Origin of the sequence: Microcoleus sp. bin48.metabat.b7b8b9.023 (assembly GCF_013299185.1) — a bacterium.
GTDB lineage: Bacteria > Cyanobacteriota > Cyanobacteriia > Cyanobacteriales > Microcoleaceae > Microcoleus.
This window is the reverse complement of record NZ_JAAFKG010000035.1, coordinates 1-25,006: the sequence shown is the minus strand read 5'-3', so window position 1 is coordinate 25,006 and position 25,006 is coordinate 1. Positions and strand designations below refer to the sequence as shown.

General features: G+C 45.0%; 26 protein-coding genes, 1 tRNA gene and 1 pseudogene. 19 read left to right on the top strand and 9 right to left on the bottom strand.

What is annotated here, in order from left to right:
* Nucleotides 1-60: 60 nt before the first annotated feature.
* From QZW82_RS19710 to QZW82_RS19695, 4 genes are all read left to right on the top strand, one after another.
* The gene (locus tag QZW82_RS19710) at nt 61-1,590 is read left to right on the top strand and encodes a pentapeptide repeat-containing protein (protein ID WP_293151514.1); all 1,530 of its coding nucleotides are present in this window, start codon (nt 61-63) and stop codon (nt 1,588-1,590) included.
* Between the two features lie 22 nt (nt 1,591-1,612).
* Nucleotides 1,613-3,142, top strand: a complete 1,530-nt coding sequence (locus tag QZW82_RS19705) for a helicase C-terminal domain-containing protein (RefSeq protein WP_293151511.1) — start codon at nt 1,613-1,615, stop codon at nt 3,140-3,142.
* Between the two features lie 65 nt (nt 3,143-3,207).
* On the top strand, nt 3,208-3,420 hold the full coding sequence (locus tag QZW82_RS19700) for a DUF2839 domain-containing protein (protein WP_293151508.1): 213 nt from the start codon (nt 3,208-3,210) through the stop codon (nt 3,418-3,420).
* 128 nt (nt 3,421-3,548) lie between these two features.
* Nucleotides 3,549-3,620 (top strand) — tRNA-Val (locus tag QZW82_RS19695).
* 89 nt (nt 3,621-3,709) lie between these two features.
* Here QZW82_RS19695 and QZW82_RS19690 read toward each other — a convergent pair.
* Nucleotides 3,710-3,916, bottom strand: coding sequence for a type II toxin-antitoxin system HicB family antitoxin (locus QZW82_RS19690; protein WP_236506884.1), 207 nt, complete (start codon nt 3,914-3,916; stop codon nt 3,710-3,712).
* Nucleotides 3,916-4,110, bottom strand: coding sequence for a type II toxin-antitoxin system HicA family toxin (locus QZW82_RS19685; RefSeq protein WP_293151501.1), 195 nt, complete (start codon nt 4,108-4,110; stop codon nt 3,916-3,918). The genes QZW82_RS19690 and QZW82_RS19685 overlap by 1 nt, the downstream gene beginning before the upstream one ends.
* 624 nt (nt 4,111-4,734) lie before the next feature.
* Between QZW82_RS19685 and QZW82_RS19680 the strand changes: the two genes are divergently transcribed.
* From QZW82_RS19680 to QZW82_RS19660, 5 genes are all read left to right on the top strand, one after another.
* Complete coding sequence (locus QZW82_RS19680; protein ID WP_293151498.1) at nt 4,735-5,319, top strand: restriction endonuclease; 585 nt, start codon at nt 4,735-4,737, stop codon at nt 5,317-5,319.
* Nucleotides 5,316-6,797 carry a class I SAM-dependent methyltransferase gene (locus tag QZW82_RS19675; RefSeq protein WP_293151495.1) on the top strand — a complete coding sequence of 494 codons (1,482 nt, stop codon included), beginning with the start codon at nt 5,316-5,318 and terminating at the stop codon, nt 6,795-6,797. The genes QZW82_RS19680 and QZW82_RS19675 overlap by 4 nt, the downstream gene beginning before the upstream one ends.
* Nucleotides 6,769-6,915 carry a DUF4926 domain-containing protein gene (locus tag QZW82_RS19670; RefSeq protein ID WP_366665053.1) on the top strand — a complete coding sequence of 49 codons (147 nt, stop codon included), beginning with the start codon at nt 6,769-6,771 and terminating at the stop codon, nt 6,913-6,915. The genes QZW82_RS19675 and QZW82_RS19670 overlap by 29 nt, the downstream gene beginning before the upstream one ends.
* Nucleotides 6,916-7,021: 106 nt before the next feature.
* Nucleotides 7,022-7,966, top strand: a complete 945-nt coding sequence (locus QZW82_RS19665) for a nucleotidyltransferase domain-containing protein (protein WP_293151489.1) — start codon at nt 7,022-7,024, stop codon at nt 7,964-7,966.
* A gap of 74 nt (nt 7,967-8,040) precedes the next feature.
* Complete coding sequence (locus tag QZW82_RS19660; RefSeq protein ID WP_293151486.1) at nt 8,041-8,808, top strand: nucleotidyltransferase domain-containing protein; 768 nt, start codon at nt 8,041-8,043, stop codon at nt 8,806-8,808.
* A gap of 123 nt (nt 8,809-8,931) precedes the next feature.
* Here the strand turns inward: QZW82_RS19660 and QZW82_RS19655 are convergent, their stop codons facing one another.
* The gene (locus QZW82_RS19655; RefSeq protein ID WP_293151483.1) at nt 8,932-9,219 is read right to left on the bottom strand and encodes a hypothetical protein; all 288 of its coding nucleotides are present in this window, start codon (nt 9,217-9,219) and stop codon (nt 8,932-8,934) included.
* A gap of 70 nt (nt 9,220-9,289) precedes the next feature.
* On the opposite strand from QZW82_RS19655, the gene QZW82_RS19650 reads away from it, so the two are divergent.
* A complete protein-coding gene (locus QZW82_RS19650; protein ID WP_293151480.1) occupies nt 9,290-9,580 on the top strand; it encodes a hypothetical protein in 291 nt (96 codons plus the stop codon).
* 41 nt (nt 9,581-9,621) lie between these two features.
* A pseudogene (locus tag QZW82_RS19645) lies at nt 9,622-9,873 on the top strand (type II toxin-antitoxin system RelE/ParE family toxin); the annotation flags it as partial.
* 220 nt (nt 9,874-10,093) lie between these two features.
* Here the strand turns inward: QZW82_RS19645 and cobJ are convergent.
* Both cobJ and QZW82_RS19635 read right to left on the bottom strand, forming a co-directional pair.
* A complete protein-coding gene (gene cobJ, locus QZW82_RS19640; RefSeq protein ID WP_293151477.1) occupies nt 10,094-11,866 on the bottom strand; it encodes a precorrin-3B C(17)-methyltransferase in 1,773 nt (590 codons plus the stop codon).
* 217 nt (nt 11,867-12,083) lie between these two features.
* Nucleotides 12,084-12,290, bottom strand: a complete 207-nt coding sequence (locus QZW82_RS19635) for a hypothetical protein (RefSeq protein ID WP_293151474.1) — start codon at nt 12,288-12,290, stop codon at nt 12,084-12,086.
* A gap of 226 nt (nt 12,291-12,516) precedes the next feature.
* Here QZW82_RS19635 and QZW82_RS19630 point away from each other — a divergent pair, with 226 nt between their 5' ends.
* From QZW82_RS19630 to QZW82_RS19605, 6 genes are all read left to right on the top strand, one after another.
* The gene (locus QZW82_RS19630) at nt 12,517-14,343 is read left to right on the top strand and encodes an N-acetylmuramoyl-L-alanine amidase (RefSeq protein WP_293151471.1); all 1,827 of its coding nucleotides are present in this window, start codon (nt 12,517-12,519) and stop codon (nt 14,341-14,343) included.
* 49 nt (nt 14,344-14,392) lie between these two features.
* Nucleotides 14,393-14,788: an SH3 domain-containing protein gene (locus QZW82_RS19625; protein WP_293151468.1), complete on the top strand. Its 396-nt coding sequence runs from the start codon at nt 14,393-14,395 to the stop codon at nt 14,786-14,788.
* Between the two features lie 319 nt (nt 14,789-15,107).
* Nucleotides 15,108-16,142, top strand: coding sequence for a cobalamin biosynthesis protein CobW (cobW, locus tag QZW82_RS19620; protein ID WP_293151465.1), 1,035 nt, complete (start codon nt 15,108-15,110; stop codon nt 16,140-16,142).
* A 1,035-nt stretch (nt 16,143-17,177) separates the two neighbouring features.
* Nucleotides 17,178-18,149, top strand: coding sequence for a GTP-binding protein (locus QZW82_RS19615; RefSeq protein WP_293151462.1), 972 nt, complete (start codon nt 17,178-17,180; stop codon nt 18,147-18,149).
* Nucleotides 18,137-19,219 carry a WD40 repeat domain-containing protein gene (locus QZW82_RS19610; RefSeq protein WP_293151459.1) on the top strand — a complete coding sequence of 361 codons (1,083 nt, stop codon included), beginning with the start codon at nt 18,137-18,139 and terminating at the stop codon, nt 19,217-19,219. Before QZW82_RS19615 ends, QZW82_RS19610 begins: the two co-directional genes overlap by 13 nt.
* Before the next feature lie 126 nt (nt 19,220-19,345).
* Nucleotides 19,346-20,026 (top strand): CADD family putative folate metabolism protein, encoded by a 681-nt coding sequence (locus tag QZW82_RS19605; protein ID WP_293151456.1) that lies wholly within the window; start codon nt 19,346-19,348, stop codon nt 20,024-20,026.
* A gap of 243 nt (nt 20,027-20,269) precedes the next feature.
* Here QZW82_RS19605 and QZW82_RS19600 read toward each other — a convergent pair whose 3' ends face one another.
* Together QZW82_RS19600 and QZW82_RS19595 are read right to left on the bottom strand one after the other, a co-directional pair.
* Nucleotides 20,270-21,109: a metal ABC transporter permease gene (locus tag QZW82_RS19600; protein WP_293151453.1), complete on the bottom strand. Its 840-nt coding sequence runs from the start codon at nt 21,107-21,109 to the stop codon at nt 20,270-20,272.
* A 130-nt stretch (nt 21,110-21,239) separates the two neighbouring features.
* Nucleotides 21,240-21,959 (bottom strand): metal ABC transporter ATP-binding protein, encoded by a 720-nt coding sequence (locus QZW82_RS19595; RefSeq protein ID WP_293151450.1) that lies wholly within the window; start codon nt 21,957-21,959, stop codon nt 21,240-21,242.
* 88 nt (nt 21,960-22,047) lie between these two features.
* On the opposite strand from QZW82_RS19595, the gene QZW82_RS19590 reads away from it, so the two are divergent.
* A complete protein-coding gene (locus QZW82_RS19590) occupies nt 22,048-23,094 on the top strand; it encodes a zinc ABC transporter substrate-binding protein (RefSeq protein WP_293151447.1) in 1,047 nt (348 codons plus the stop codon).
* An 85-nt stretch (nt 23,095-23,179) separates the two neighbouring features.
* Here QZW82_RS19590 and QZW82_RS19585 read toward each other — a convergent pair whose 3' ends face one another.
* Both QZW82_RS19585 and QZW82_RS19580 read right to left on the bottom strand, forming a co-directional pair.
* Nucleotides 23,180-23,443, bottom strand: a complete 264-nt coding sequence (locus tag QZW82_RS19585; RefSeq protein WP_293151444.1) for a hypothetical protein — start codon at nt 23,441-23,443, stop codon at nt 23,180-23,182.
* 276 nt (nt 23,444-23,719) lie between these two features.
* On the bottom strand, nt 23,720-23,887 hold the full coding sequence (locus QZW82_RS19580; RefSeq protein ID WP_293151441.1) for a metallothionein: 168 nt from the start codon (nt 23,885-23,887) through the stop codon (nt 23,720-23,722).
* 288 nt (nt 23,888-24,175) lie between these two features.
* Here QZW82_RS19580 and QZW82_RS19575 point away from each other — a divergent pair, with 288 nt between their 5' ends.
* Nucleotides 24,176-24,586 (top strand): metalloregulator ArsR/SmtB family transcription factor, encoded by a 411-nt coding sequence (locus tag QZW82_RS19575; RefSeq protein WP_293151665.1) that lies wholly within the window; start codon nt 24,176-24,178, stop codon nt 24,584-24,586.
* The last annotated feature ends 420 nt before the right edge of the window (nt 24,587-25,006 follow it).

The window sequence follows — 25,006 nt, the reverse complement described above, 5'->3', positions numbered from 1 at the left end:
ATTTTTTATATTAATGCCACATAAAAGTTAGTCCATCGCCCTTTCAGCTAGGTAAAAACAATGGAAGCAGAAGAACTTCTCAAACGATTTGAACTCGTCAAAAGATACACAGAAGGTGACAGAGATTTCACAGGAATCAACCTGAATGAAGCTAATCTCAGCCGCATCAACCTCAGCCAATCAATTTTAAGGCAGGCTAGCTTATTTGTCACCAACATCAGCGGCGCTAACTTGAGCGAAGCTGACTTGAGCGAAGCTAACCTGAATGTGGCTAGACTCAGCAGCACCAATCTCTCGCGGGCAATCTTAAACGGAGCTAGTCTCAACGTAGCAAACTTAGTCAGAGCGGATTTAACGGGAGCTCAATTAATTGGAGCATCTCTGATTAGAGGAGAATTAGTCCGCTGCGAACTTAGCAAGACTAACTTCAGTAACGCTAACATGACTGAAGCAGACTTAAGAGAGGTAAAACTGACACAAGCTAATCTGTCTGGTGCGAATCTTTCCGGTGCAAATCTTAGAGGTTCTTCAGCAAAAGAAGCTAGCTTTAAAGACGCTAATTTGCACGGCGCCGATTTGATGAAGGCAGAACTTAACGGCGTCAATTTGAGCAATGCCGATCTGAGACAAGCTTCTTTGCAGGAGGTGAATCTCAGCGGTGCTGATTTGAGCGGAGCTAATCTCAAATGGGCGGATTTAAGCGGAGCTAACCTCACTGGCGCCGATCTGAGCGATACTAAATTGAGTGGAGCTAACCTCAGCGGAGCAGATTTAAGAAATGCTAATTTAGCCAATGCTAGTTTGGTTCATGCCGATTTGACAGAAACCAATTTGATTAATGCAGATTGGGTGGGCGCAGATTTGACCGGGGCAACTTTAACTGGAGCAAAAATGTATTTGGTACCCAGATTTGGTATCATTGCAGATGATATTAATTGCCAGTGGGTTGACATCAGCCCCGCAGGCGATCGCAGTTTGGTGCAACAATTTAATTCGTCGTCTGAAGCGAGAAAGTTTTTAAATCATACGCCGGGGTTGGTGCGAATTGTGGTTGACGCACTTTTAGACCACTCAGCCAACAGAACTTTAGCAACAACCTATAGCGAAATAGCTAAGCATTACGGAGCCATGAGCCGTCCTCCCAATATAGAAGTGGGCTATCGCCGGACAACTCTGACTTTTAGATTTGATAGCGACGAGCATTTATTGCCAGCAGCTTTTTTAGCGATTGTTCCTTTTAAGGATGCCTTAGAAACTCAGAAAAATGTGGTGGCGGTTGGCAAAACTATCGCAAATCAAAATTTAGAAAAAAAACGGATAATACAGTTATCTAAAGCATTGAATGCAGCAATGGCTAATTTAACTGATGTGAAAAGAATGCTGGAAACAACAATAAATGTCTCTCAGGAAACAAACTTTTTTCAGTCACCTACCCAAACTATTTTAATTAGTTCGGGGCAGGAGAGTTTTACAGTGCAGTCTCATCAGGATTTTGGTCGGCGAAGTGGAAATAATCAGGAGAGTAAATTTAGTTTGGCTGTGGGTCAAAAAGTAGTTGATTTTCTGGCAAGTTTTGATTATCTTGATTGATAAATATCAACAGTGAAATCGATTGATTGAGGTAGAAGTCCATAATTCGCTGCTCCGCTTTTTGCGATCGCACTCCGAGCCGCACTGGCCCCACCATTTAACGATGGCGCGACTGGTGGCGCGGGCTTTGCGCTTGGGGCGGAGCGCTCTGATCCAAACTGGGCTGCCGGCATCGGCTTACCGACAGCGATATCGAGTCAGCTATTTGATGCCAATTTTGATGTGGCCGGATCCGGTGATTTTAGTGGCGCCGACACCGCTGCTGGAACATTTGCAGGAGGTGGAAATTCCGCGATTGCAAGAGTGGCTGCAAACTGAAAGGCCGTTAGCGAAGCCCTCGAAGAGGATCGAGATTTATTCCCATAATGCCGCTGGACGGGGGTTGATGCTAGCAGATCCGCAGTCTTGGCTGGCGGCGCGCTTGACGGGAAATTCGGAACTTCACAGCAATATTCCGACAATTATCGACGGTGTGGATGATTTGGAAGTTTGGACGCGGCAGCAATTGACGGTGGGTTTGGCACCGGCCCATTGGAATGATTTAATGGAATCTGAGCCAATGCTGGCGGATGAGATCCGACAAGCGCGAGTGTTGCTAACGCGGGCTGTGTTTCAGCATCCAGCTAAACCAGACGAGTGCTATTTGCTAGAAACCGCAGAGCAAAATATTTTGCAAGGGCTGTTTGAAACGATCGAGCAAAACCCTGGGATTCCGCCTGCTTGGAGCAATTTTTGGCAGCGGTGGAACACCAACGGCAGACTGCGGTGGGCGCAAATTCATCGCTCTGCTGGGTCATTTTCGCTATTCTGCGCGCCGGTGCAGGTGGCTGATGTTTTAAGCAAAATTTGGTCTGCTGTGCCTGTGGTGTTGATTGGTGGGGCGGTGGATGTGGAACAGAAGGCTCCGATCTTCCGGCAAATGATGGGATTGCCTGAGTTGACGAGTGTGAAGTTTTCGCCCGATCGACAAAACGAGTTAATTCAACTGTACATTCCGAACTGGCTGCCGCTGCCGAATACGCCGGAATTTCAGGGTGTTTTAATGGAAGAAATTCGGACTTTGTTGTTGATGAGTGCGTCGGTGGCGGGTTTAACGGTGCTGATTGTGGGGGATGTACCGCTGAAGGCTCGGATGGCGGCGATTTTGGCTTCTGAGTTCGGTTCTCGGGTGCAGGTGGAAAAAACCGAGGTGGGCGAGAATGCGATTTTGGTGACTGGGTGGGAGTTTTGGCGGCAACATCAGGGGGAGTTGAGTGCACCTCACTTGCTGGCGATCGCGACTTTGCCGCTACCTTCTTTAGAAAATCCTTTGGTGACGGCGCGTGTGGCTTTTTATAAGGAGCAGCGGAGGGATTGGTTTCGGTTGTATTTGTTGCCGGCGGCGTTGAATGAGTTGCAGCGGGCGATCGCACCTGTGCGCGAGCGTCAGGGGGTGGTAGCGATTTTTGACAGCAGGGTGATTCACCGCAGTTACGGGCAGCAAATTTTAGCGGCGTTGAGTCCGTTTGCGAGGATTGATTATTTGGATACGACTTGGTTGACGCAGGCTTGAGATGACCTGTTGGCCTATAATTTGGTGGTTATCGAATTGAAATCTAAATTTAGCAGACAAAAATTATGGGCGAATCTAAACGACGCAAAGAGGCGATCGGGGACAAGTTCGGACAAGAAGAGCGTATCTATCCCTGGCTGCCGATCACCAAAACCCAAAGCGACGATTTTTTGAAGTGGACATCTCGCGGAAGCTGGATCGGGATTAGTCTGTTGGTAGCTTGGTGGGTGACGGTGCGGTTTGTTGGCCCTGCGGCGGGTTGGTGGGTGGTTGATTGATGGTGAGGTGCGATCGACAATTGGGCGATCGCACATTGTGTCGAATTTTCACTCCGAAACTAGCGGCTGAATTTTTTGGGAAATTTTAGTTGCTAATGGGGAGTCAGTATGTTATGATGTCTATCTGCGGGCAATTAGCACAGTGGTAGCGCACTTCCTTCACACGGAAGGGGTCACAGGTTCAAATCCTGTATTGCCCATAAAAAACTTTATCCTATCGGTCTTATTTCTGAGTTCATGCAGGCGGACTTAGTTTGACTCTTGCGCGGTTTCAACCACCGTCAGATTCTTAAGCTTCAACATATTCGCAAATAGAAACAGGTTCGGGAATCGGAAAAGCATCCTCTTGCAGTCCTTCAATATGAAATGCGATCGCCTCTTTAATTAAATTTCTCACCTCTTCTAAACTTTCAGCCACAGCTACACATCCGGGTAAATCAGGAACATACGCACCGTAGCTAGTTTCACCTTTTTCAATTACAACAGCATAACGCATTAATCTTCCTCCCCTAGTTGAGATTGCCGCAAAACACTTTTAAGCGTACCAATTGGCATATCAACGCCTAAATTACCTGACACAGTTACAGTTCCAGCCTTTTCTGGGTGTTTGAATTGACGGTGACTGCCCCTTGTTCTAGCTAGATACCAACCATCATCTTCTAACATTTTAATAACTTCTCTAACTTTCATTTTTCATCGATCGATAAAACTAATCAACTCCCGCACTTTTATTCCGATAATATACTCTAACTTCACCAACCTCTCAATTGTAACCTGGGGCGGCTGATAAAAAACCTGATTCTGCATAAATTCGGGAACTTGGGAGTTATACTAAACATGATATAACTTCAATACTTCGGACATTTTTAGATCTAATCGAGTATCTCAAACCCTTGATGGCTATAGGGATGAGTATTTTTTCAATGTTTGAGTCTAGCCCTGACTTTCAAAAAAACATTAAAAATGCCAGGGCTTACGCTGTAACGCTTACAGAGTCGTTGAAAAACTGTCCGAAGTATTGATAACTTAGGACACTGATAAATAGAGATCGAACCGCACCCTAACTTACCAACGTTCATTGAAAGTATATGTTCACAAATTCTGCAAGGCTCGCTATATGACAAGTCTGACCGTAGAAATTCGGCGTTGCTGATTTACGGTATGAAAGGCTAAATAGGTCTGTCATAGAAACCAGTATCCACAAAGGTTTTGGATTTTAAACTTATTTTTTTCATACCATGATTAAGCAACGCCGAAATTCTTTGTTCTGAGGCCGCAATATTCTCAGCCGCCGAGTCTCAACACCCGGAACCTTTGCTTTATGGCATCACAGACGGAAAGGCTGTTGGAACATATTTGGAGCAAAAGTTCAGACTCTATCTCAAGCAGCAATATGAATTTATAGATGGCAATTCAGCAAGTGGCATCGATTTCCCAGGGATATTGGTTGACGTGAAAGTAACAAGCGTTAGGCAACCGCAGTCGTCATGTCCTTTCAAATCTGCAAGGCAAAAGATTTTTGGGCTGGGATATTCACTGATTATATTTGTTTATGAAAAGACAGACAACAGTACGCTCCGAACTGCAACGCTGAATATTTTGCATACAATTTACGTGAGTGCCGAAAGAACAGCAGATTTTCAAATGACTCGTGGAATTCGCAATATTTTAGATAACGAAGGCAATAAAGATGATTTGCTAGCTTTCATGTTTGACAAAAATCTACCTGTTGACGAAATTGAAGCAGGTAACATTGCAGATGAAATACTGAGAAATCCACCATTGCAAGGGTTTTTGACTATTTCTAATGCGTTGCAATGGAGACTTCAGTATGGCAGAGTCATTGAGCGCGCTGGACAACAGGAAGGCGTTATCGCAGTTTATAAATCTAACCGATGAGTTCCAAAGATCGCAAAACAAAACTAGAATACGGCGATTTTCAGACACCGCCGGCATTAGCCGAGATGGTGTGTCGAAAATTAGTAGAACTTAATGTCAATCCAAACACCATAATTGAACCCACCTGCGGTGTCGGTAATTTTATTCAAGCTGCTGCACGTTCATTTCCATCCGCAGCCAAGATTATCGGAGTTGACATAAATCAAAATTACTTAACACAAATTAGACTTAATAACCAATTATTTCAGGATGAGAGATGTGATATTTTCCACGGAGATTTCTTTCAATTCGATTGGGAATCCTTAGTTAGCCACTGCACCGATAGACTGCTCATACTTGGCAACTTTCCTTGGGTGACAAACTCGAAACAAGGAACTATTCACAGCGAAAATTTACCTAAAAAAAACAACTTTCAAAATCACAAAGGCTTAGATGCTCTCACAGGTAAGAGTAACTTCGATATCTCAGAATGGATGCTGATTCAGGCGGTGCAATGGCTGCAAAAACGCGATGCCGATTTGGCGATGCTTTGCAAGACTTCGACAGCCAGAAAGTTATTGAATTACCTTCATTCTCAAAAACTGCATCTCGCTCACTGTGCAACTTACACAATAGATGCTAAAAAATATTTTGATGCAAATGTTGATGCTTGTTTGTTATTCTGCAAATTTGATGCTCATTCACGAAACTACTTCTGTGATGTATTTAGCAGTTTGGAAAGTTCAAACTGTCACCGAATTGGATATCACAACAATCTGCTGGTTAAGGATATAGATGCTTTCAGTAAATTGAGAGATCTATATGCGGTGGATTCAGGGACAAAATGGCGATCGGGTGTAAAGCACGACTGTTCTAGTGTAATGGAATTTCGGAAAATTGATAATTATTTTGTAAATACGTTGGGAGAAGTTGCCGATATTGAGGAAACTTATCTGTTTCCAATGATCAAAGGATCTGGTGTTGCTCAAAATCGAATTAATGCTACCGATCGCTATATGCTGATTACTCAAAAAACAATCGGGGAATCAACGAAAAATATCAAAGATATAGCTCCTAAAACCTGGAGATATCTGGAGCAAAGCGGGCAATATCTAGATAATAGAAAAAGCAAAATTTATCAAAACAACCCTAGATTTTCGATTTTCGGAGTAGGTGATTATACTTTCAAGCCTTGGAAAATTGCGATCGGCGGGCTTTATAAAAAATTGGAGTTCAGATTAATTAATGAAATAGCTAATAAACCTGTAGTTTTTGATGATACTGTTTACTTTCTCAGCTTTGACAACGAGGAAGTTGCACGTCAAACTTTTCAGCTTTTAAATTCATCGGCTGCAATTAATTTTTATTCTGCGATCGTATTTTGGGATGAAAAGCGTCCGATCAAATCTAGTGTCTTGAATTGTCTGAATCTAGATCTGCTGAATCGCAAATCTAATGTAGTATCTGGAGGTGACAAAAGTGGTAAAGAATACAATTAAACTACTCAATGTTGTTGCTTTGACAGTTGATATTCCTGAATACAATCTCTGGGGCACACAAGTTGGAACAGTGGTTGAACTGTTGGCTGATGGTGCAGCGTTATTGAAGAGTTATTGAGCGTGCTGGACAACAGGAAGGCGCGATCGCCCAAAACCCCCTTTCCTTTATACTACATCTATGCTACACTAAAATTGTAACTCGTGCCCCCGCCGGAGGTTCCCTGATGGCCAATGCCAATATTCCCCAAAATTTCAACCTAATCGTCCCCGCCGGAACCCAAATTGTCACCAAAATTGAGGTCAAAAAACCCGGCGGCGACCAATCTTGGAAACAAGGAGCAGTAGGTGTGATTGTCAAATCGCCTACGGACAATTCCCACGCATATTTAGTCAAACTCCCAGACGGAACAGAAGTTAGTCTGCGGCGGCACGAATTCAGCATTCGCAAACAGTTTCAAAGCGAAGGATTGGATTCTGGAGGAGATTTTCTCGCAGAATATAACCTCTATGATTCTGTAATTTACCGCTGCATTGTTGGTTCTAGAGCTTACGGTTTGGATAACGAGCAATCTGATACAGACAGGCGCGGGATTTACCAGCCGCCGGCAATTCTTCATTGGTCGCTTTATGGCATTCCAGAACAATTGGAAAACAAGGAAAATCAGGAATGCTATTGGGAACTGCAAAAGTTTCTGATTTTGGCGCTAAAAGCTAATCCAAATGTACTCGAATGTTTGTACACGCCTTTGGTAGAAACGGTTTCTCCGGTAGCGGCAGAATTGCTGGAAATTCGCGAAATCTTTCTATCGCAATTGGTTTATCAAACTTACAATAGTTACGTTTTGTCGCAATTTAAAAAAATGGAGCAAGACCTCCGCAATACTGGGGAAATTCGCTGGAAGCACGCGATGCACTTGATTCGCTTGCTACTATCAGGAATTACGGTACTTAAGGAGGGGTTTGTGCCGGTGCGGGTGCAGGATTATCGATCGCAATTGCTATCAATCCGCAACCAAGAAATTCCCTGGGATGAGGTGAATCGCTGGCGGTTGAGCTTGCACGCAGAGTTCGATCGCGCTTTTGGATCAACTTCCTTACCAGAACGCCCTAATTACGAGAAAGCCAATCAATTTTTAATTGTAGCACGCCGAAGTGCGATCGGTTCGTAGTGCGGACTTCAGTCCGCAACAATTGAGCGGACTGAAGTCCGCACTACGAACCATTTTTAGAGAAGGTAAAATTTATGAAATATATCTCGGAATTAGTTAAGATTATCTCCGATCGACCTTATCCGCTGCTGTTTGCGACTGTCAGCGGATCGCACTTATACGGCTTTCCTTCCGCAGATTCTGACTTCGATTTGCGGGGAGTTCATATTTTGCCGTTACCCGAAGTAGTCGGATTGATTACAGGACAAGAAACCATCGAAGTTTCTGAGGTGCGGGAAAATTTGGAACTGGATTTAGTCACTCACGATATTAAGAAGTTTTTCGATTTATTGTTGCGGCGCAACGGCTATGTACTGGAACAACTTTACTCGCCACTAATCGTTTACACTACTCCCGAACATGAGGAATTAAAAGCCATTGCTTCTAACTGCATTACGAAGCATCACAGCCACCACTATCTCGGTTTTGCTCAAAATCAATGGAAATTGTTCGAGAAAGAACGGCCGCGCCGGGTGAAACCGCTGCTGTATGTTTTTCGGGTGTTGCTGACTGGGATTCATTTGATGCAAACGGGGAGAATTGAGGCGAATTTGGTGAAGCTAAATGAAAAGTTTCAGTTGTCGTACATTCCCGATTTGATTGCGAGAAAGCTGGGCGGGGCGGAAAAATCGGTGCTGGAAGATGCTGATATCGAGTTTTATCGACAAGAGTGCGATCGGCTGATTAAACTATTGGAAGATGCAAGCAGTACAAGTCATTTGCCGTCAAATTCTGATGCAAAGGTTGCACTGAATGAACTATTGATTAAGGTGAGGATGGCATCTATAGCAGTTGACAGTTGACAGTTGACAGTTGACAATTACATAGTAATAGACATCTTGCAAATTATTATGCTGGTTTCAGAAGGTACGTAGTTGCGATGAAAGCGCTCTTTTTGGGATATCGGAAAAAGCGCTAAAGCGCAACTACATACCTAAATCAGGCTGCGGATAAACCAAAATCTCTAATTTCTCTTGAAGATTTGATAAAGTGCCAAAGCCGGCGATATAACCGTTGACTCTTGCTGCGACGGTAGAGTTGATAAATTGAGTTCGATCGCACGTTCGATCGAATTCTTTCATCAATTCCACTTGGGTGCATATCAATGAATGCAAATATATTCGTAGGGGTATCGCATTTCGGCAGTAAATCTCTGGTTCTGGTTCATAAATTATATGCCGAAATGCTTCACCCTTGCCTTGCGCCAGATACACCCGATCGCTTTTTTGATAAAATGAGATAAAGTAAAAGTATTGTCCAAGCCTTGCACCATCAGAGGTAACAATGCAAATCACCTTGAGTTCAGATCAAACCCAAGTCCTTGAAGCTTTAGTAAAGCACGGTCAATATTCCTCCCTTGAAGAAGCAATTAACACAGCCTTGCTGTTATTAATCGACGACCTTAATTTATCCGATAGCAGCAACAACCCAAACTATTTAGCTTGGGTTGAAGAAACTCGGAAGAAAATCGATATAGCACGAGAACAGGCCGGGCGTGGTGAGTTGCTCAATGCAGATGATGTATTAGCTCAACTTAGAGATAAGGTGAAAAAAGCTAGAGAAGTAATAGTATGAATCGCTTGCTAATTACGATCTAGGATAGTCGAGATTTATCTGAAATTTCTGATTATTTTTTGGCGCAAAGTGTAGATGCGGGCGATCGATTTGTAGAAACGTTTGGTAAAAAATGTCAGTATCTAGCGGAGTATCCATATTTGGGGCGTTCCTACGCACAATTTGCTCCCAATTTACGCGGTATACCGTTGATGGGATATATAATTTTTTACCAAATAGTTGGTGATGGTATTGAGATTTTGCGAGTTATTAGCGGTTATCGTAACTTGCAGGATGTTTTCAATACAGATTGAGTAAAAATAATGCGATCGCTTTCAACTGCTCGTTGAAGTAGGTAGACAGCGTAGGGTGCGTCGCCACCGACAATTCTCGCTACTACCAACTATTACCCTGCGACGCACCCTACAACTGGTAATTTAGGGTTCATTGGTGGCGGGTTTTATGGAGAAGATTTTTTTACCGCAGAGGGCGCAGAGGGCGCAGAGAAGGAGAAGAGAGAGAAATCATTTAAACTCAATTTTTGTATCTGCGCGGTGTGTAAACCCAAATATCTCCAAACTTCCGAGGAATAATCCGAGTTTGGCTGGAACCGATAATTACTAAAGTTCTCATATCCGCATCTTCCGGCTGGAATTCGCCAAGAGTACAAACGCGCACGGATTCTCCGGGCCTCCCGAGGTTTCGCCCCAATACAACTGGGGTTTTAGCATCGCGAGTTTCTAACAAAATCTCGATCGCCCTTCCCAATTGCCAAATCCGCTGTTTTGAGATTGGATTGTAGAATGCCATAACTAAATCAGCCTTTGCAGCCGCCGAAATCCGCTGTTCTATGACCTCCCAAGGCTTGAGAATGTCGGAAAGCGAAATCGCACAAAAATCGTGTCCGAGGGGTGCTCCGATCGCAGCAGCGGCCGCCTGCATGGCAGAAATGCCCGGTGCTACCCGAATGTCGATGCCTTCCCATTCGGGTTTAGCGTCAATGTCGATCGCCTCAAACACCGCCGCCGCCATCGCAAAAATCCCCGGATCTCCCGACGAAACGACGGCGACGGATTGGCCGGATGCTGCTAAATCTAATGCAAAACGCGCGCGATCGATCTCTTCGCGGTTGTCGGAATCGTGTCTGTTTTGTCCTTCCCGCAGAGTTCCGGCTAAGTCGAGATAGAACTTGTAACCCACCCAATCCGTGGCTTCCCGCAGAATTTCCTTGACTTCCGGGGACATCCAAGCTGCGCCTCCGGGGCCCGTACCGACGATCGCCAGTTTGCCGCGGCTGATGCCGATCGCACTTGGATCGATCGGTTCGGTAGCAAGTGCGATCGCACAACTAAAGGCGTTTGTGCGATCGTATGCGATTAATTGACTGTTTGCACCTGCTGCTGTCAGGCTAATTTGGGCGGCGGTGACATCAAAACTGGAATTATATTGTATTAATTTAACTGTGTCGAATTCTACAAGTTCGGGAAGATTCAACAAACGGACTGGCACTTTAAAATATTGACCGATCGCTTCTAATATCGGATTTCCCATATCATGTTTCAAAGCAAAAAAAGCAGCAACTGATGCTGCTGCTAAATCTGCATTTTCTAAGATTTGCTGCACGTAGGAAATTGCTATTTCCGGCTCAACATAGGATAGATTTGTAAGTGCAAATGCTGCAATTTGCGGGTGATAAACTAAACAGTCGGCTGTCGGTACAATCGCTTTTTCGGTGACGCGGATGGTTAATTGGGCTGCGGGGGCCATCGGCAAATTACTCTCGGAAAGCCAGTTAGCAGCTCCTTCTAGCTGTACTTTCGCCCCGGCGAGCAAATTTGAAATAAAAGTCTTCGCATCCTCTGGATTCGCCAAATAATAGCCTTGGGGAGGACTCAGCAGGGCGGTGCGAAAGCGGATATCTCCCGTCGTGGTGATGGCGGGTTGTACGCCGAGGGCTGCTGCAATTTCTCTGGCTAAGTCGTTGACTCCGTGCAAACCTCCTAGCAGCGGTACTACGGCGCTTCCGTCTTCGGCGACTGCTAAGACTGGGGGTTCGGCGCGTTTGTCTGATAGCAGCGGGGCGAGGGTGCGGATGATGATTCCGGCGGCGCAGATGGCGATGATTGGGGTTTCTGTGGCGAATAGTTCTCGCAGGGTTTCGCCGAAGTTGCTAAAGTTGATATCTGTGTCGGATGTGCGATCGACTAAACCGTAAATCTGGGAACCTGGGAAGACTGTGGAGATTGTTTTGGCGATGGCTAGGCTGTTTTGACCTAGGATAATTATTGCGGGCGGAAGTCGATTCACGGTTTTATATATGGCTGTGTTTGGATTGGTTTGATTATTTTAATCTGTTGTTACTGAAATAAAACATATTTGACGAACCGCGAAGGCGCGTTAGGCGAAGCCGCGCGTAAGCGCTAGGGCGCGAAGGATGAGTAAGAAAAGAAGGAAGATATAGAATAACTCGATCTTTTTTCTTATCTATCAGTGGCACAGGCATCTTGCCTGTGAATTTCTGAGATTAGTTGATTTTACCAACTTTGCCTTTAATATCTCGTTTATTCTTCTGTAAAATATTGAATTTGCGATCGTAAGTTGCGGCAGTTATGGAAGTTGTATGAGTTAACTGATGAGAAAATTGAAAGGGTAGTTGTGTAGTTTCTTGATTGATGTTTCTCAGGTGCGATCGCCAATTGGCACTACAAACCTGATAAACTGGGGCCTGCATAGTAAATAGGACTTATATCATGTCCGGTCAATTAACCAAAATAAGTAAGGTTCGTAGTGCGGACTTCAGTCCGCTTTTTCGCTGCGGACTAAAGTCCGCACTACGAACCTTTTTTGCGATCGTCATCGACTAGACATGATATTATACTTAACCCTCATCAACCGGGTTTCTCAGCCTAAGTTCGAGTATAAATAACCCACAGACTCTCAATTAGTTGCGATTTAGAATGAGAAAATTTTTAGCGTTAGTTGTGTTTGGGATGATACTTGCCCTCTCTTCTGTAGCTGTGGCCGCTCAACCTTTGTTCGTCGCTTATCCTCCAGCTAACCACAAAACGATCGCCGATCGCATTTTTCTGATCGGTACAGCCCCGCCCACCGGACAAGTATCGGTAAATGGCCAACAAATTGCGCGTAGCGCAGCCGGCCATTTCGCCCCGACTTTTCCCCTGCAAATCGGCGAAAATGTCTTTAGCTTGCGTTACGAAAATCAGCAAGTTCAAATCAAGGTGACGCGCGAGTCGAATCAGCCACAAGTCCCCGCAGGCTTGGCTTTTGCGAAAGATTCCCTGACGCCGAAAGTCGATGCAGCCAGTTTGCCAGGGGAATATATCTGCTTTGGCGCGATCGCTCCGGCGAATGCTCGAGTTGCGGTAAAATTGGCTGGCGTTGATATTCCTCTCAAAGCGCGATCGCAAGTCGAACTCCCCGACAACAAATCTGTCTTGTTAGGCGAAAACTCCCCCATCAAAAAAGGCAGTAGCGAACAGTATCAAGGTTGCGCTATTACCCCCCCCACCCCCCCCTTAGTAAGGGGGGGCAATGAATCTAATTCCCCCTCTGCTAAGGTAGAAAAAAATGATTTAGGAGTACCAATATTTTATCTAACAATGAACGAGCAAATTATCACTCAACCAGGTACTGGCAAGATTTCTATCCTATCTCCAGCCGATTTAGAAGTAGCAGAAGTCACAGCAGATCCGGGTGTTGCTAGAACCGGGGCGAGTACGGATTTCTCTCGGATGACACCGCTACCCAAGGGAACGCGGGCAACAGTTATCGGGCGCGAGGGAGAATGGATTCGGCTCGATTACGGCGCTTGGATTAAAGCATCCGAGGTGCGAATTGTCAAGGATGCAGTGCCTGCGCGATCGATTGTTCGCAGCGCCAGATCCCGTCAAGTTTCCGGCTGGACAGAGGTCTTATTTCCTTTAGAAATACCAGTCCCAGTCACGGTACAAGAAGGTGAACGCACGTTCACTTTAACCCTGTACAATACCACCGCTCAAACTGACATTATTCGCCTCGACGATGACCCGGTAATTTCGCGTTTGGCATGGCAACAAATCTCGCCGCTGCAAGTACAATACACTTTCAATCTCAAATCTGCCCAGCAGTGGGGATATAAATTGAGATACGAAGGCACTACTTTAGTGCTGTCTTTAAAACACCCGCCAGTGAATACAAGCGCGGTGCCAATTTCTGAGGCAAAACCGCTGTCAGGAATTAAGATTCTGATCGATCCGGGACACGGTGGCCCGCAGGATTCAGGGGGTGTCGGCCCCACCGGCTACCGCGAGAAAACAGTGGCTTTAATTGTGTCGAAACTGGTGCGGGAGGAATTGGTAAATCGGGGCGCAAATGTGGTAATGACGCGGGTGGAAGATGTCGATTTGGATTTGCCACCGAGAGTGGAAATGATTCAAAAAGAAGAACCTGCGATTGCAATTTCAATTCATTACAATGCTTTGCCGGATAACGGCGACGCGATTAATACTAAAGGTGTCGGCGCTTTCTGGTTTCAGCCACAAGCGCACAGTTTGGGAATGTTTTTGCACAATTATTTAGTTGCAAAACTGAACCGTCCGAGCTATGGTGTATTCTGGAACAATCTAGCGATGACTCGTCCTGCCGTTGCTCCATCTGTTTTAATGGAATTGGGATTTATGATCAATCCCGAAGAGTTTGAATGGATTGTGAATCCGACAGAACAGAAGAAGTTAGCTTCTGCCATTGCCCAAGGTATTACCGAATGGTTTGCTTCGGTAAAATAACAGTTCGTAGTAAGGACTTCAGTCCTTCCCACCCAAGGAGATTAAATAAATGTTGAGTTTTAGTCAATCAAAAGCCTTTTTCATTGCAGCCGCCTTTGCAAGTTTTAGTTTTTCGCTTTACAGCTTTCCAGTTTTCGGTAAAGAGCAAAGTCTTTCGCCGGAAAAAGTAGAAGCTTTAAAAAAGCAAACTCAATGCTCGTTTATTACAGGTGAAGGCGGCCCGGTTAATATTCGCAAAGGCCCCGGCAATAAGTACCCGGTTGTAGCTAAACTCAAAAGAGGAGACGGAGTTCGGGCTGTTAGCAGACAAGGTAATTGGGTGAAAATTGCCGCCCGAACTTCTGGGAATGCTCCTAATGAAACTTTTACAATCCTTGACGGTTGGGTGAACAATCAATTTATTAATGGCTGTTCCGAAGACCAATTTGATAGATGGCGGAAATAGAGTCAATACTCTAAGGAATGAAAATTCAATAATTTCAGCATCTTTACGCCCGCTAGCTTTGCAGGCAAGGATTGAAAGTTCGAGATTGCTTAAGTTATTAAATTGCCATTCCTAAGGTACGTAGTTGCGCTTGGGCGCTCTAGATCAAAGAGCGCTGAAGCGCAACTACGTACCTTTATTCAATAAACCTGGTGCAAAATAATTTTATTATATAATAAAAAGGTTTGCTAAGAGTTGATTGAATGCTAACTCCTGACTTATTTTCACTCTTGTCTTTCTATAAAGTGTCATACTCTAAACACTCAATTGGTAATTAATAATGCACAAGATTCCTGTTACAGTAATCACTGGTTTTCTCGGTAGCGGCAAAACCACCCTAATTCGCCATTTATTGCAAAACAATCAAGGCCGCCGCATTGCTGTTTTAGTTAACGAATTTGGCGAAATCGGAATTGATGGAGAACTGCTGCGCGATTGCCAAGTTTGCGATGAAGAAGAAACTGTAACCAGCAATATTGTCGAATTAACTAATGGTTGTCTTTGCTGTACCGTGCAAGAGGAATTCTTGCCGACTATGCAGGAATTGTTGAAGCGCAAAGACCAAATTGATTGTATCTTAATCGAGACTTCCGGCTTGGCACTTCCTAAGCCTTTGATTCAAGCTTTTCGCTGGCCGGAAATTCGCACGGGCGCTACAGTTGACGGTGTGGTTGCGGTTGTTGATTGCGAGGCTGTTGCTAGCGGTACTTTTGTCGGCGATATCGATGCTTTGATGGCGCAGCGAGAGGCTGATTCTAGTTTGGATCACGAAACGCCGATCGAGGAATTGTTTGAAGATCAGTTGGCCTGTGCCGATATGGTACTGTTGACGAAGGTCGATCGCGTAAATGCGGAAACTCACCAGAAAGTTCAAACCTGGTTGCAGCAAGAGTTACGCCCGAGTGTGAAAATTGTGCCTTGCAAGGCTGGCGAAATAAACCCCGATGTGCTGTTGGGATTTAATGCAGCAGTTGAGGATGATTTGGAGTCTCGCCCGAGTCACCACGACACGGAAGAGGAACACGAGCACGATGATGATATTAACTCGACTTTCTTTATTGCCGATCGCGAATTTGAACCAGAAGCCTTGGTGAAAAAGCTGCAAGCCTTGATGCAGCAAGAAGAAATCTATCGGATTAAGGGGTTTGTAGCGGTTCCCAAGAAACCGATGCGGATGGTGTTGCAAGGTGTGGGCGATCGCATAGAATATTTTTACGATCGCCCTTGGCAACCTTCCGAACTCCGTCAAACCAAACTGGTGCTGATTGGCAAAGAGTTGGAGCGCGATCGAATTGCAGCTATAATTGGCAGTTAATTCTCTTGAGTCATCGGTCATACCTATAAAGGTTCGTAGTCAGGACTTTAGTCCTTCTTCTATGGATGCGGACTTGCATTCCTCACTACGAACCTACAATCTGTCAAGGTTCGTAGTCAGGACTTTAGTCCTTCTTCTATGGATGCGGACTTGCATTCCTCACTACGAACCTACAATCTGTCAAGGTTCGTAGTCAGGACTTTAGTCCTTCTTCTATGGATGCGGACTTGCATTCCTCACTACGAACCTACAATCTGTCAAGGTTCGTAGTCAGGACTTTAGTCCTTCTTCTATGGATGCGGACTTGCATTCCTCACTACGAACCTACAATCTGTCAAGGTTCGTAGTCAGGACTTTAGTCCTTCTTCTATGGATGCGGACTTGCATTCCTCACTACGAACCTACAATCTGTCAAGGTTCGTAGTCAGGACTTTAGTCCTTCTTCTATGGATGCGGACTTGCATTCCTCACTACGAACCTACAATCTGTCAAGGTTCGTAGTCAGGACTTTAGTCCTTCTTCTATGGATGCGGACTTGCATTCCTCACTACGAACCTACAATCTGTCAAGGTTCGTAGTCAGGACTTTAGTCCTTCTTCTATGGATGCGGACTTGCATTCCTCACTACGAACCTACAATCTGTCAAGGTTCGTAGTCAGGACTTTAGTCCTTCTTCTATGGATGCGGACTTGCATTCCTCACTACGAACCTACAATCTGTCAAGGTTCGTAGTCAGGACTTTAGTCCTTCTTCTATGGATGCGGACTAAAGTCCTCACTACGAACCTACAATCTGTCAAGGTTCGTAGTCAGGACTTTAGTCCTTCTTCTATGGATGCGGACTAAAGTCCTCACTACGAACCTACAATTTGTCAAGGTTCGTAGTCAGGACTTTAGTCCTTCTTCTATGGATGCGGACTAAAGTCCAGGCTCTCGCGAACAATTTATTAATATTATTTAATATTGTGGCTGCTACCAGCCAGTCTGGTGTAAAATAGTGACAATGGTTATCATTCTACAAAACTAGAGGTAAAATATGGTTGCTGCTGGAGCGATCGAATCAGTTCCCGTGACCGTTCTCACAGGCTATCTCGGTGCAGGCAAAACTACGCTACTTAACCACATTTTAACACAGGAGCACGGCAAAAAAGTTGCAGTCATCGTCAACGAATTCGGTGAAGTAGGCATCGACAACCAACTAATAATTGATGCCGACGAAGAAATTTTTGAGATGAACAACGGCTGCATTTGCTGTACAGTCCGAGGCGACTTAATTCGGATTATCGGCAACTTAATGAAGCGGCGCCAAAAATTTGACCACATAGTCATCGAAACGACAGGTTTAGCCGACCCCGCACCCGTAATTCAGACATTCTTTGTAGACGAAGATATGCGGGATCAATTGCTGCTAGATGCAGTAGTTACTGTCGTTGACGCCAAGCACGTATGGCAACATTGGGATGCCGAAGAAGTTCAAGAACAAATTGCCTTTGCTGACGTAGTTTTGCTCAACAAAACAGATTTGGTCACAGCCGAAGAGTTGGCAGAATTAGAAAAGCGAATTCGCGCCATGAATGCAATGGCAAAAATCCACCGCACCCGCAACGCTGAAGTAGACATGGATGCTTTGTTGGGCGTTAAAGCATTTGATTTGAACCGCGCCTTAGAAATCGAACCCGACTTTTTGGGCGAACACGAACACGAACACGACGCAACAGTAACTTCCGTAGCAATAGTCGAACCCGGTGCGATTGATGGTAATAAATTCAGCGATTGGATTGAGGAATTGCTGCGAACTCAAGGCCCGAATATCTTTCGCACAAAAGGCATTTTAAATATAGCGGGAAAAAACGAGCGATTTGTTTTTCAAGGAGTGCACATGATATTTGATGGCCAGCCCGATAGACTTTGGAAAGCCACGGAAACTCCGAAAAACGAGCTCGTATTCATTGGTCGCAACTTAAACGAAACTCAATTGCGAGAGGATTTCCGCCGGTGTCTAGTTTAAAAAGTAGCGAACCAGCCCTGGAATTTCACGCGAAAGCAATGCTATCTGACTATGTAACTGCTGTTACTTGGTCGCGAGACGGCAAAACTTTAGCGGTTTGTTCCGCTGCGGGCGAAGTGATGCTGGCGACAGCAGGCGAAATTAATCAATTATCCTTACAACCGCTGCAAACTGCTACAGGGAAATCAGTCGATTGTTTGTCTTTTTCTGCCGACAGTCAATTCCTAGCTGCGGGTGGACAAGATGGACGGGTGCGAATTTGGCGCGTTAATTCTGGGGAATTAATTGCTGATTTGGACAATCGGCGCGTCTGGGTTGATAAGTTAGCTTGGAGTCCGCACTGCAATCAGTTAGCTTTTAGCATGGGCCGCTGCGTTCAAATCTGGAATGCTGATGATAATGTTGTGGAAGTCACGCTGAATTTCGACTCGTCATCTATCCTCGATTTAGCATGGCATCCTCTTGTTCAATATCTGGCAGTTAGCGGCTATCAAGGTGTTAAAGTTTGGAGTGGCGAAGATTGGGACGAAGACCCGGAAATTTTATCAGTACCGTCTGTAACAGGTGCAATTGCTTGGTCGCCACAAGGGCAGTATTTAGCTTGTGGCAATATGGACAATACCCTAATTGTTAATGAGTGGGGCAGTTTTCAACCGTGGGTAATGCAGGGTTTTCCGGGGAAAGTTCGCGAGTTGGCTTGGTCGGATAAAACTAATTCTTTGGGTGCACCTTTGTTGGCTGCTTCGAGTTCAAGAGGCATTTCCGTCTGGGAAAGAGATGCTGATGAAAGTGTCGGTTGGGAAGGTTGGGCCCTAGAGGTTCATGAAAAAGTTGTAAATGCGATCGCCTTTCAACCTACCACATTTTTATTAGCTTCCGCTGCCGCAGACGGTCAAGTTTGTTTGTGGGATGAAGCAGAACAATTGCTGCAAGTTCTCGAAGGTGCAGAGGGCGGTTTTTCCTGTCTTGCATGGCATCCCGAGGGTCAATTTCTCGCAGCCGGCGGTAGTGGCGGGGAATTGCTGGTTTGGTCAAAGTCTATGCGCGGCAAAGGGTTCGGGCGGCGCTAAGCTGGCATAACGGGCGATCGCCCCAGTGTAGCAAAAACATAAACAATTGAAAACTTGGTATTGACAAAATCCCAGATTGCAATAACATTTTAGTGGCTGCACAATCCCTAAGGGCGATCGACAATTATGACTCAACAGCAATTTCTCGAACAACTCAACAGCATTCTCGACAAAAACCACCTGCTGAAACATCCGTTCTACCAAATGTGGAACGAAGGCAAACTCGACATCGCAATGTTGCAAGAGTACGCACAAGAATACTACCTGCAAGTTCATAACTTCCCCACCTACGTCAGCGCTACCCACGCCGCCTGTGACGACATCAAAATTCGTCAAATGCTCCTCGAAAACCTCATTGAAGAAGAAAGAGGCGCCGCAAATCACCCCGAACTGTGGCTGCGCTTCGCCGAAGGTTTGGGTTTAGAAAGAAATGCAGTTCTCGATCGCGAATATTTAGAAAAAACCACCGAATCTGTCCGCATTCTCAAAGACTTAGCGCGCAGCGAATCTCCCGCCAAAGGTTTAGCCGCCCTCTACGCTTACGAAGCACAAATCCCCGAAGTTTCTACAACCAAAATCGCTGGTTTAAAGGAATTTTACGGCATCGATTCACAAGCTGCTTTGTCTTTCTTCCAAGTTCACGAAAAAGCCGATGAGTTCCACTCGGAAGCCACCCGCGAAGCTTTGTTACAGCTTTGTGAAACTGAAGAAGCACAACAAGAAGCGCTATTAGCTGCTGAGAAAGCAACTTTTGCTCTTAATTTACTGCTTGATGGTGTTTACGAAACCTATTGTCAAGCTAAGTAAGCATCAAAAAACCGTTATTTGTACGACGGGTTAAAAAGGATTGGTGTCAATAAGTACATCAAACATAGAAATAGGTAGGTAGTTGCGCTTCAGCGCTCTTTACACATATATATTAAAGAGGGCTAAAGCCCAACAACGTACCTTATCTCGTCTCTTTCAAAAATAGGTACGTAGTTGCGCTTCAGCGCTTTTTAGGCATATATCCAAAGAGGGCTAAAGCCCAACTACGTACCTTTCATCGGACTATTCTCCTCTCTTTCTCGTCAAAATTCCTTGACTGGGACTGAACAGCAAAGCTACTAAAAATAATCCAAAAACAACTAATACAATTGCCGCACCAGATGGCATATTAAAATAATAGCTAAGATACATTCCAGTCAGACTAGCTGTAATTCCAATAATTGCGCCGACTCCCATCATTAAATGTAACTCTTTTACTAACAAATACGCCGTAATTCCCGGCCCGATTAACAGCGAAATTACTAATAGTGCGCCCACCGTTTGCAAACTCGCCACCACCGTCAGCGTAATCGCCGAAATCATCCCCAAGTAAATCCAGTTTACAGGCAAACCGGACGCCTGTGCTCCTAGCGGGTCGAAGGTATAGAATAGTAGTTCTTTGTAAAAGATTTTAACTGCGACTAAAATAATTACAGTTATCGTAAAAGTCTGCTGTACGTCAGACGGCGCAACTGACAATATATTCCCAAACAAAAACCCGTCTAAGTCTAGTTTTGTTGTCCGCAACACGCTAATTAAGGTGACGCTAATTGCTAAAAATGTCGATAAAATTAATGCCATAACTGCATCTATTTTAATCCGGGATTGCGATTGAATCCACGCCATAATTATCGCGCTAATGATTCCTGAGATAAATGCGCCGATGGAAATATTGAAACCTAAAGAAAATGCCACCGGCAGTCCTGCTAATACTGAATGGGCAATCATGTCTACCATCATTCCCATTTGCTGTACAATTAAGTATGAGCCAACTACTGCACAGACAATTCCTAGCAATATGCCGACGGCGATCGCATTTCGCATGAACTCGAATTTAAGCGGATCGATTAGTATGTTTAACATTAAATTTCCTTGATAACAGATAACAGTCGGCGGTTGAAACCGCGCCTACACAAACAAAGTCCGCCTCCGCGGACTGAAGATGAAATTTAAAAATTCTGCACACCTGAAAATTAAAATAATCTCATTTTGCTTAGGCGGAAACTAAGCTTAAATCGTATCCATAGGCTTTTTGAATATTGGCAGCAGTCAGCACTTCCCGGCAGGAACCAGTGGCGATTAACTGCTTGTTGAGCAATAATAAATTATCGTATTGTTTTAAGGTTTCGCCTAAATCGTGGCTGATTACTAGCAATGTTTTGTTTTCGGCTTTGAGTTCGGCGAAAATATCGAAGATAATCTCTTCTGTGGCTTTGTCGATCGCACTAAAGGGCTCGTCGAAGAAGAATAAGTCGGCTTGTTGGGCGATCGATCTTGCTAAAAATATGCGCTGCTGCTGTCCCCCGGAGAGTTCGCCAATTTGCCGATCGCGCAAATCCCACATTCCCACCCGCAACAAAGCCGCTTTCACCAATTCCTGCGATTGCTTCGAGGGAGTGCGAAACCAACCAGTCTGGACAGTCCGCGCCATCATCACCGCATTGTGCACTGTAATTGGATAGTCCCAGTCAATTTGCGATCGCTGCGGCACGTAAGCCACCCGTCGCAATTGTTCCTTCAACAACCGCCCCTGATATTTTACCAAACCCCGACACGCCGGAATCAATCCCAGCATCGCCTTCACCATGGTGCTTTTCCCCGCGCCGTTGGGGCCGAACACACCAGTTAACTGTCCCGGATCTAACTGAAAATTCACGCCGTTGAGGGCCGAAATTCCTCGATAATTTACAGCCAAGTCTTGCACTTCTAACATAATTCCAGATTTTGAGAACGATTCTTGTTCGTGCCTACTAGAATAGGATAACTCTAAAAGTAATAACGATTATCGTTCCAAAGGTGAAATGTTAAAAAACTTGACGGAAAAAAGCAGCAGATTGTGCAGTGTGGCGGTTTTGGCGATCGCCTGCGGACTGGTTGGGTGTTCTTCGGGTTCCGAAACCAGCAAGTCGGCGCCCCAGAGTCCAGCCACCACTCAAACTCAAGCCACTCCCGCCACCAATTTGCCAAAAGTGGTAGCTACGACTGGTGTCATCTGCGACATAACTAGAAAAATTGCCGAAAGTTCGATCGACACCACCTGTCTCATCAAGCCCGGAGAAGATCCCCACGCCTACCAAACCAAACCAGAAGACAGCAAAGCCATTGAAACAGCAAATCTGATTTTATACGCCGGCTACGACCACGAACCCAGCATCATTAAACTAATTAAATCCAGTGCCAATGCCGCACCCAAAATAGCCGTACACGAACTCGCCGTTCCCAAACCGCTGATGGGCGAACACGAACACGAACACGAAGAAAAAGCGGAAAACAAACCCCACGCAGAAGGCGAAAAAGTTCCCGATCCTCACGTTTGGCACAATGCTCAAAATGGCATCCGCATGGTAGAAACTATTCGCGATGAATTGAAAAAGATTGCTCCCAACAATGCCGAACTTTATACCAGCAATGCCGCTAAATTAACAGGTGATTTCCAAAAACTAGATGTTTGGATTAAGGCTCAAATCGCGACAATTCCGGCGGATAAACGCAAGTTAGTAACCACTCACGATGCTCTGAGTTACTATGCCGATGCTTACGGTTTGGAGGTAGCTGGAGCTTTGCAGGGAGTAACCACAGAAGAACAGCCGACAGCCGCCAGAATTGCCGAATTATCATCACAAATTAAGACAGCAGGAGTGCCAACAATTTTTGTAGAAACCACAACCAATCCGAAGTTAATGCAGACTGTAGCGAGGGAAGCAAATGTCAACATTTCCGACAAAGAACTTTACAGCGACGAGTTAGGTGGTTCAGGCACCGGTGCTGATACCTATGAAGGAATGCTAAAAACCAATACTTGTGCAATTACCTCCGGCCTCGGCGGCAATTGTACACCCTTTCCGTAGTGCGCGCAATTTGGTTTGTAGTGAGGACTTTAGTCCGCATCAATCAGAGGACTAAAGTCCTCACTACAAACCTTATTAGACTCTATCAATAAGGCGAATTGCCGTCATCGGTACTGGGGGGGTTTTGCCCAATTCCCAATTGCTTCTTAGAGGATTTTAAATCTTTCCAAAGCGCCTTAATATCTTTATAGGCTTTCTCGGCGCTAATTTTACCCCCAGTTTCCAGAGAGCAAATATAAGTTATTTTCTGAGCAAATTCCTGCAAGTTGGCATTAAATGCCAAGTTTTCAGGTGTGAAATCACCGTAGTAGCGACTGCGAGGATGTAAAAAATCTTCCCGGTCTTTCATTGCCCCCTCCTAATTCAACTTTTGGTTTGATCTCTGCTATTAATAGCAGTCTTTGCACTTAGTATTGCGACCCTAACTTGCTTTTATTGTATTCCCAACGTAACAATTGTGCTTTTTCCCTGTGTACTTAGTCGATTAAACCACTTTTAATCTTTGATTACCCTTATTTTAACCTTAATTTAACCTAAAAACACAAAAATTGGGAAATGCGCTGTTCGCATCTCCCCTTATATATATTTTTACAGAGGTTCCTTAACCTTTTCGGAAGCGGAATATTTATTTGCTGCACTCGCAGCCGGTGTGGCCGCAGCCGCTACCGTTGGGGTGCCCGTCAGCGCAAGCAGTCGAACAGTAGGATTTTCCGTCTTTTGCGATCGCTTCACTGAGGCTGACAACGCACAAACAAGAAGGACAGGCGCATTTCATTTGGGTGACTGTGGTCATTTTACATTCTCCTGGTGTGTTTCGCTCTACTTTATATATGAACATATATTCAGGTATATGTCAAGGAGATTTCAACAGTTGACAGTTGACAGTTGACAGTTGACAGTTGACCGAAGGAGGGCGACCTCTACCTTTAAGTCCGAGGATTGGAATAATGAAAAGTCTGATTTTCATTTCTCCCGCTCCGGTTTGGGGCTTTCAACTAATTGTTTCTGGTAAAAGTTTTGTAACAAAAGGTTGACCGATCGCGCTAATATGAAAATGAGAATTAAAATCAGCCGGGAAAAGATGTCACCGAAGTCTGCTGTTAACGGAGCGATAAGTCAGCCTGACCAAGAAAACGATACACCAACCTGCGGGCGATCGCACGCAGTTGAAAGTTCACGGGTTGGACACATCCAAACACAAGTGCTGAAGACAGCAAAAGCCCAACGGATGGCAGAGTTTTTCAGTCTTTTGGGAGATGCGAACCGGCTGCGGCTGCTGTCTGTGTTAGCAAATCAAGAATTGTGCGTGTGCGACTTGGCGGCGGCTTTGAGCATGAGCGAATCGGCTGTATCGCACCAATTGCGGGCGTTGCGAGCGATGCGGTTGGTAAGGTACCACAAAGTTGGGAGACAAGTTTTTTATAGTTTACTCGATCGACACGTTTTAGAACTTTACCAAGCAGTCGCCGAACACTTGGACGAAGAATCTTAATTAATCAGTTGTTGGTTGTCCGTTGTCGGTTGTCATTGTGAATTTATGTATGCGCCGATGCTGTAGGGGCGAGTTCACGCATATATATAATTCACGCCGACAATATTTGTAAACTCGCCCTCCCCAACCCAAGATTCAGGAAAACAATTATCTGTAAATTAGCGTTGATATTTGACGGTATGTAGGGGCGGTGACCCCGTGCGGGCCATGTCAGTTGTCATTGCGGGTTTATGTATGCGCGGATGCTGTAGGGGCGAGTTCACCGATATATATAATGCACATCGACAATATTTGGGCGTTGCTGAATCAAGGTATGAATGCTCCAGGAATGGGAATATCGTCAAACTTCAAGTAATGTATTAATAATTTAATAGAATGCTTGAGCATTTCCTCACATTTAGAATAACAAAGAGTCTTGCG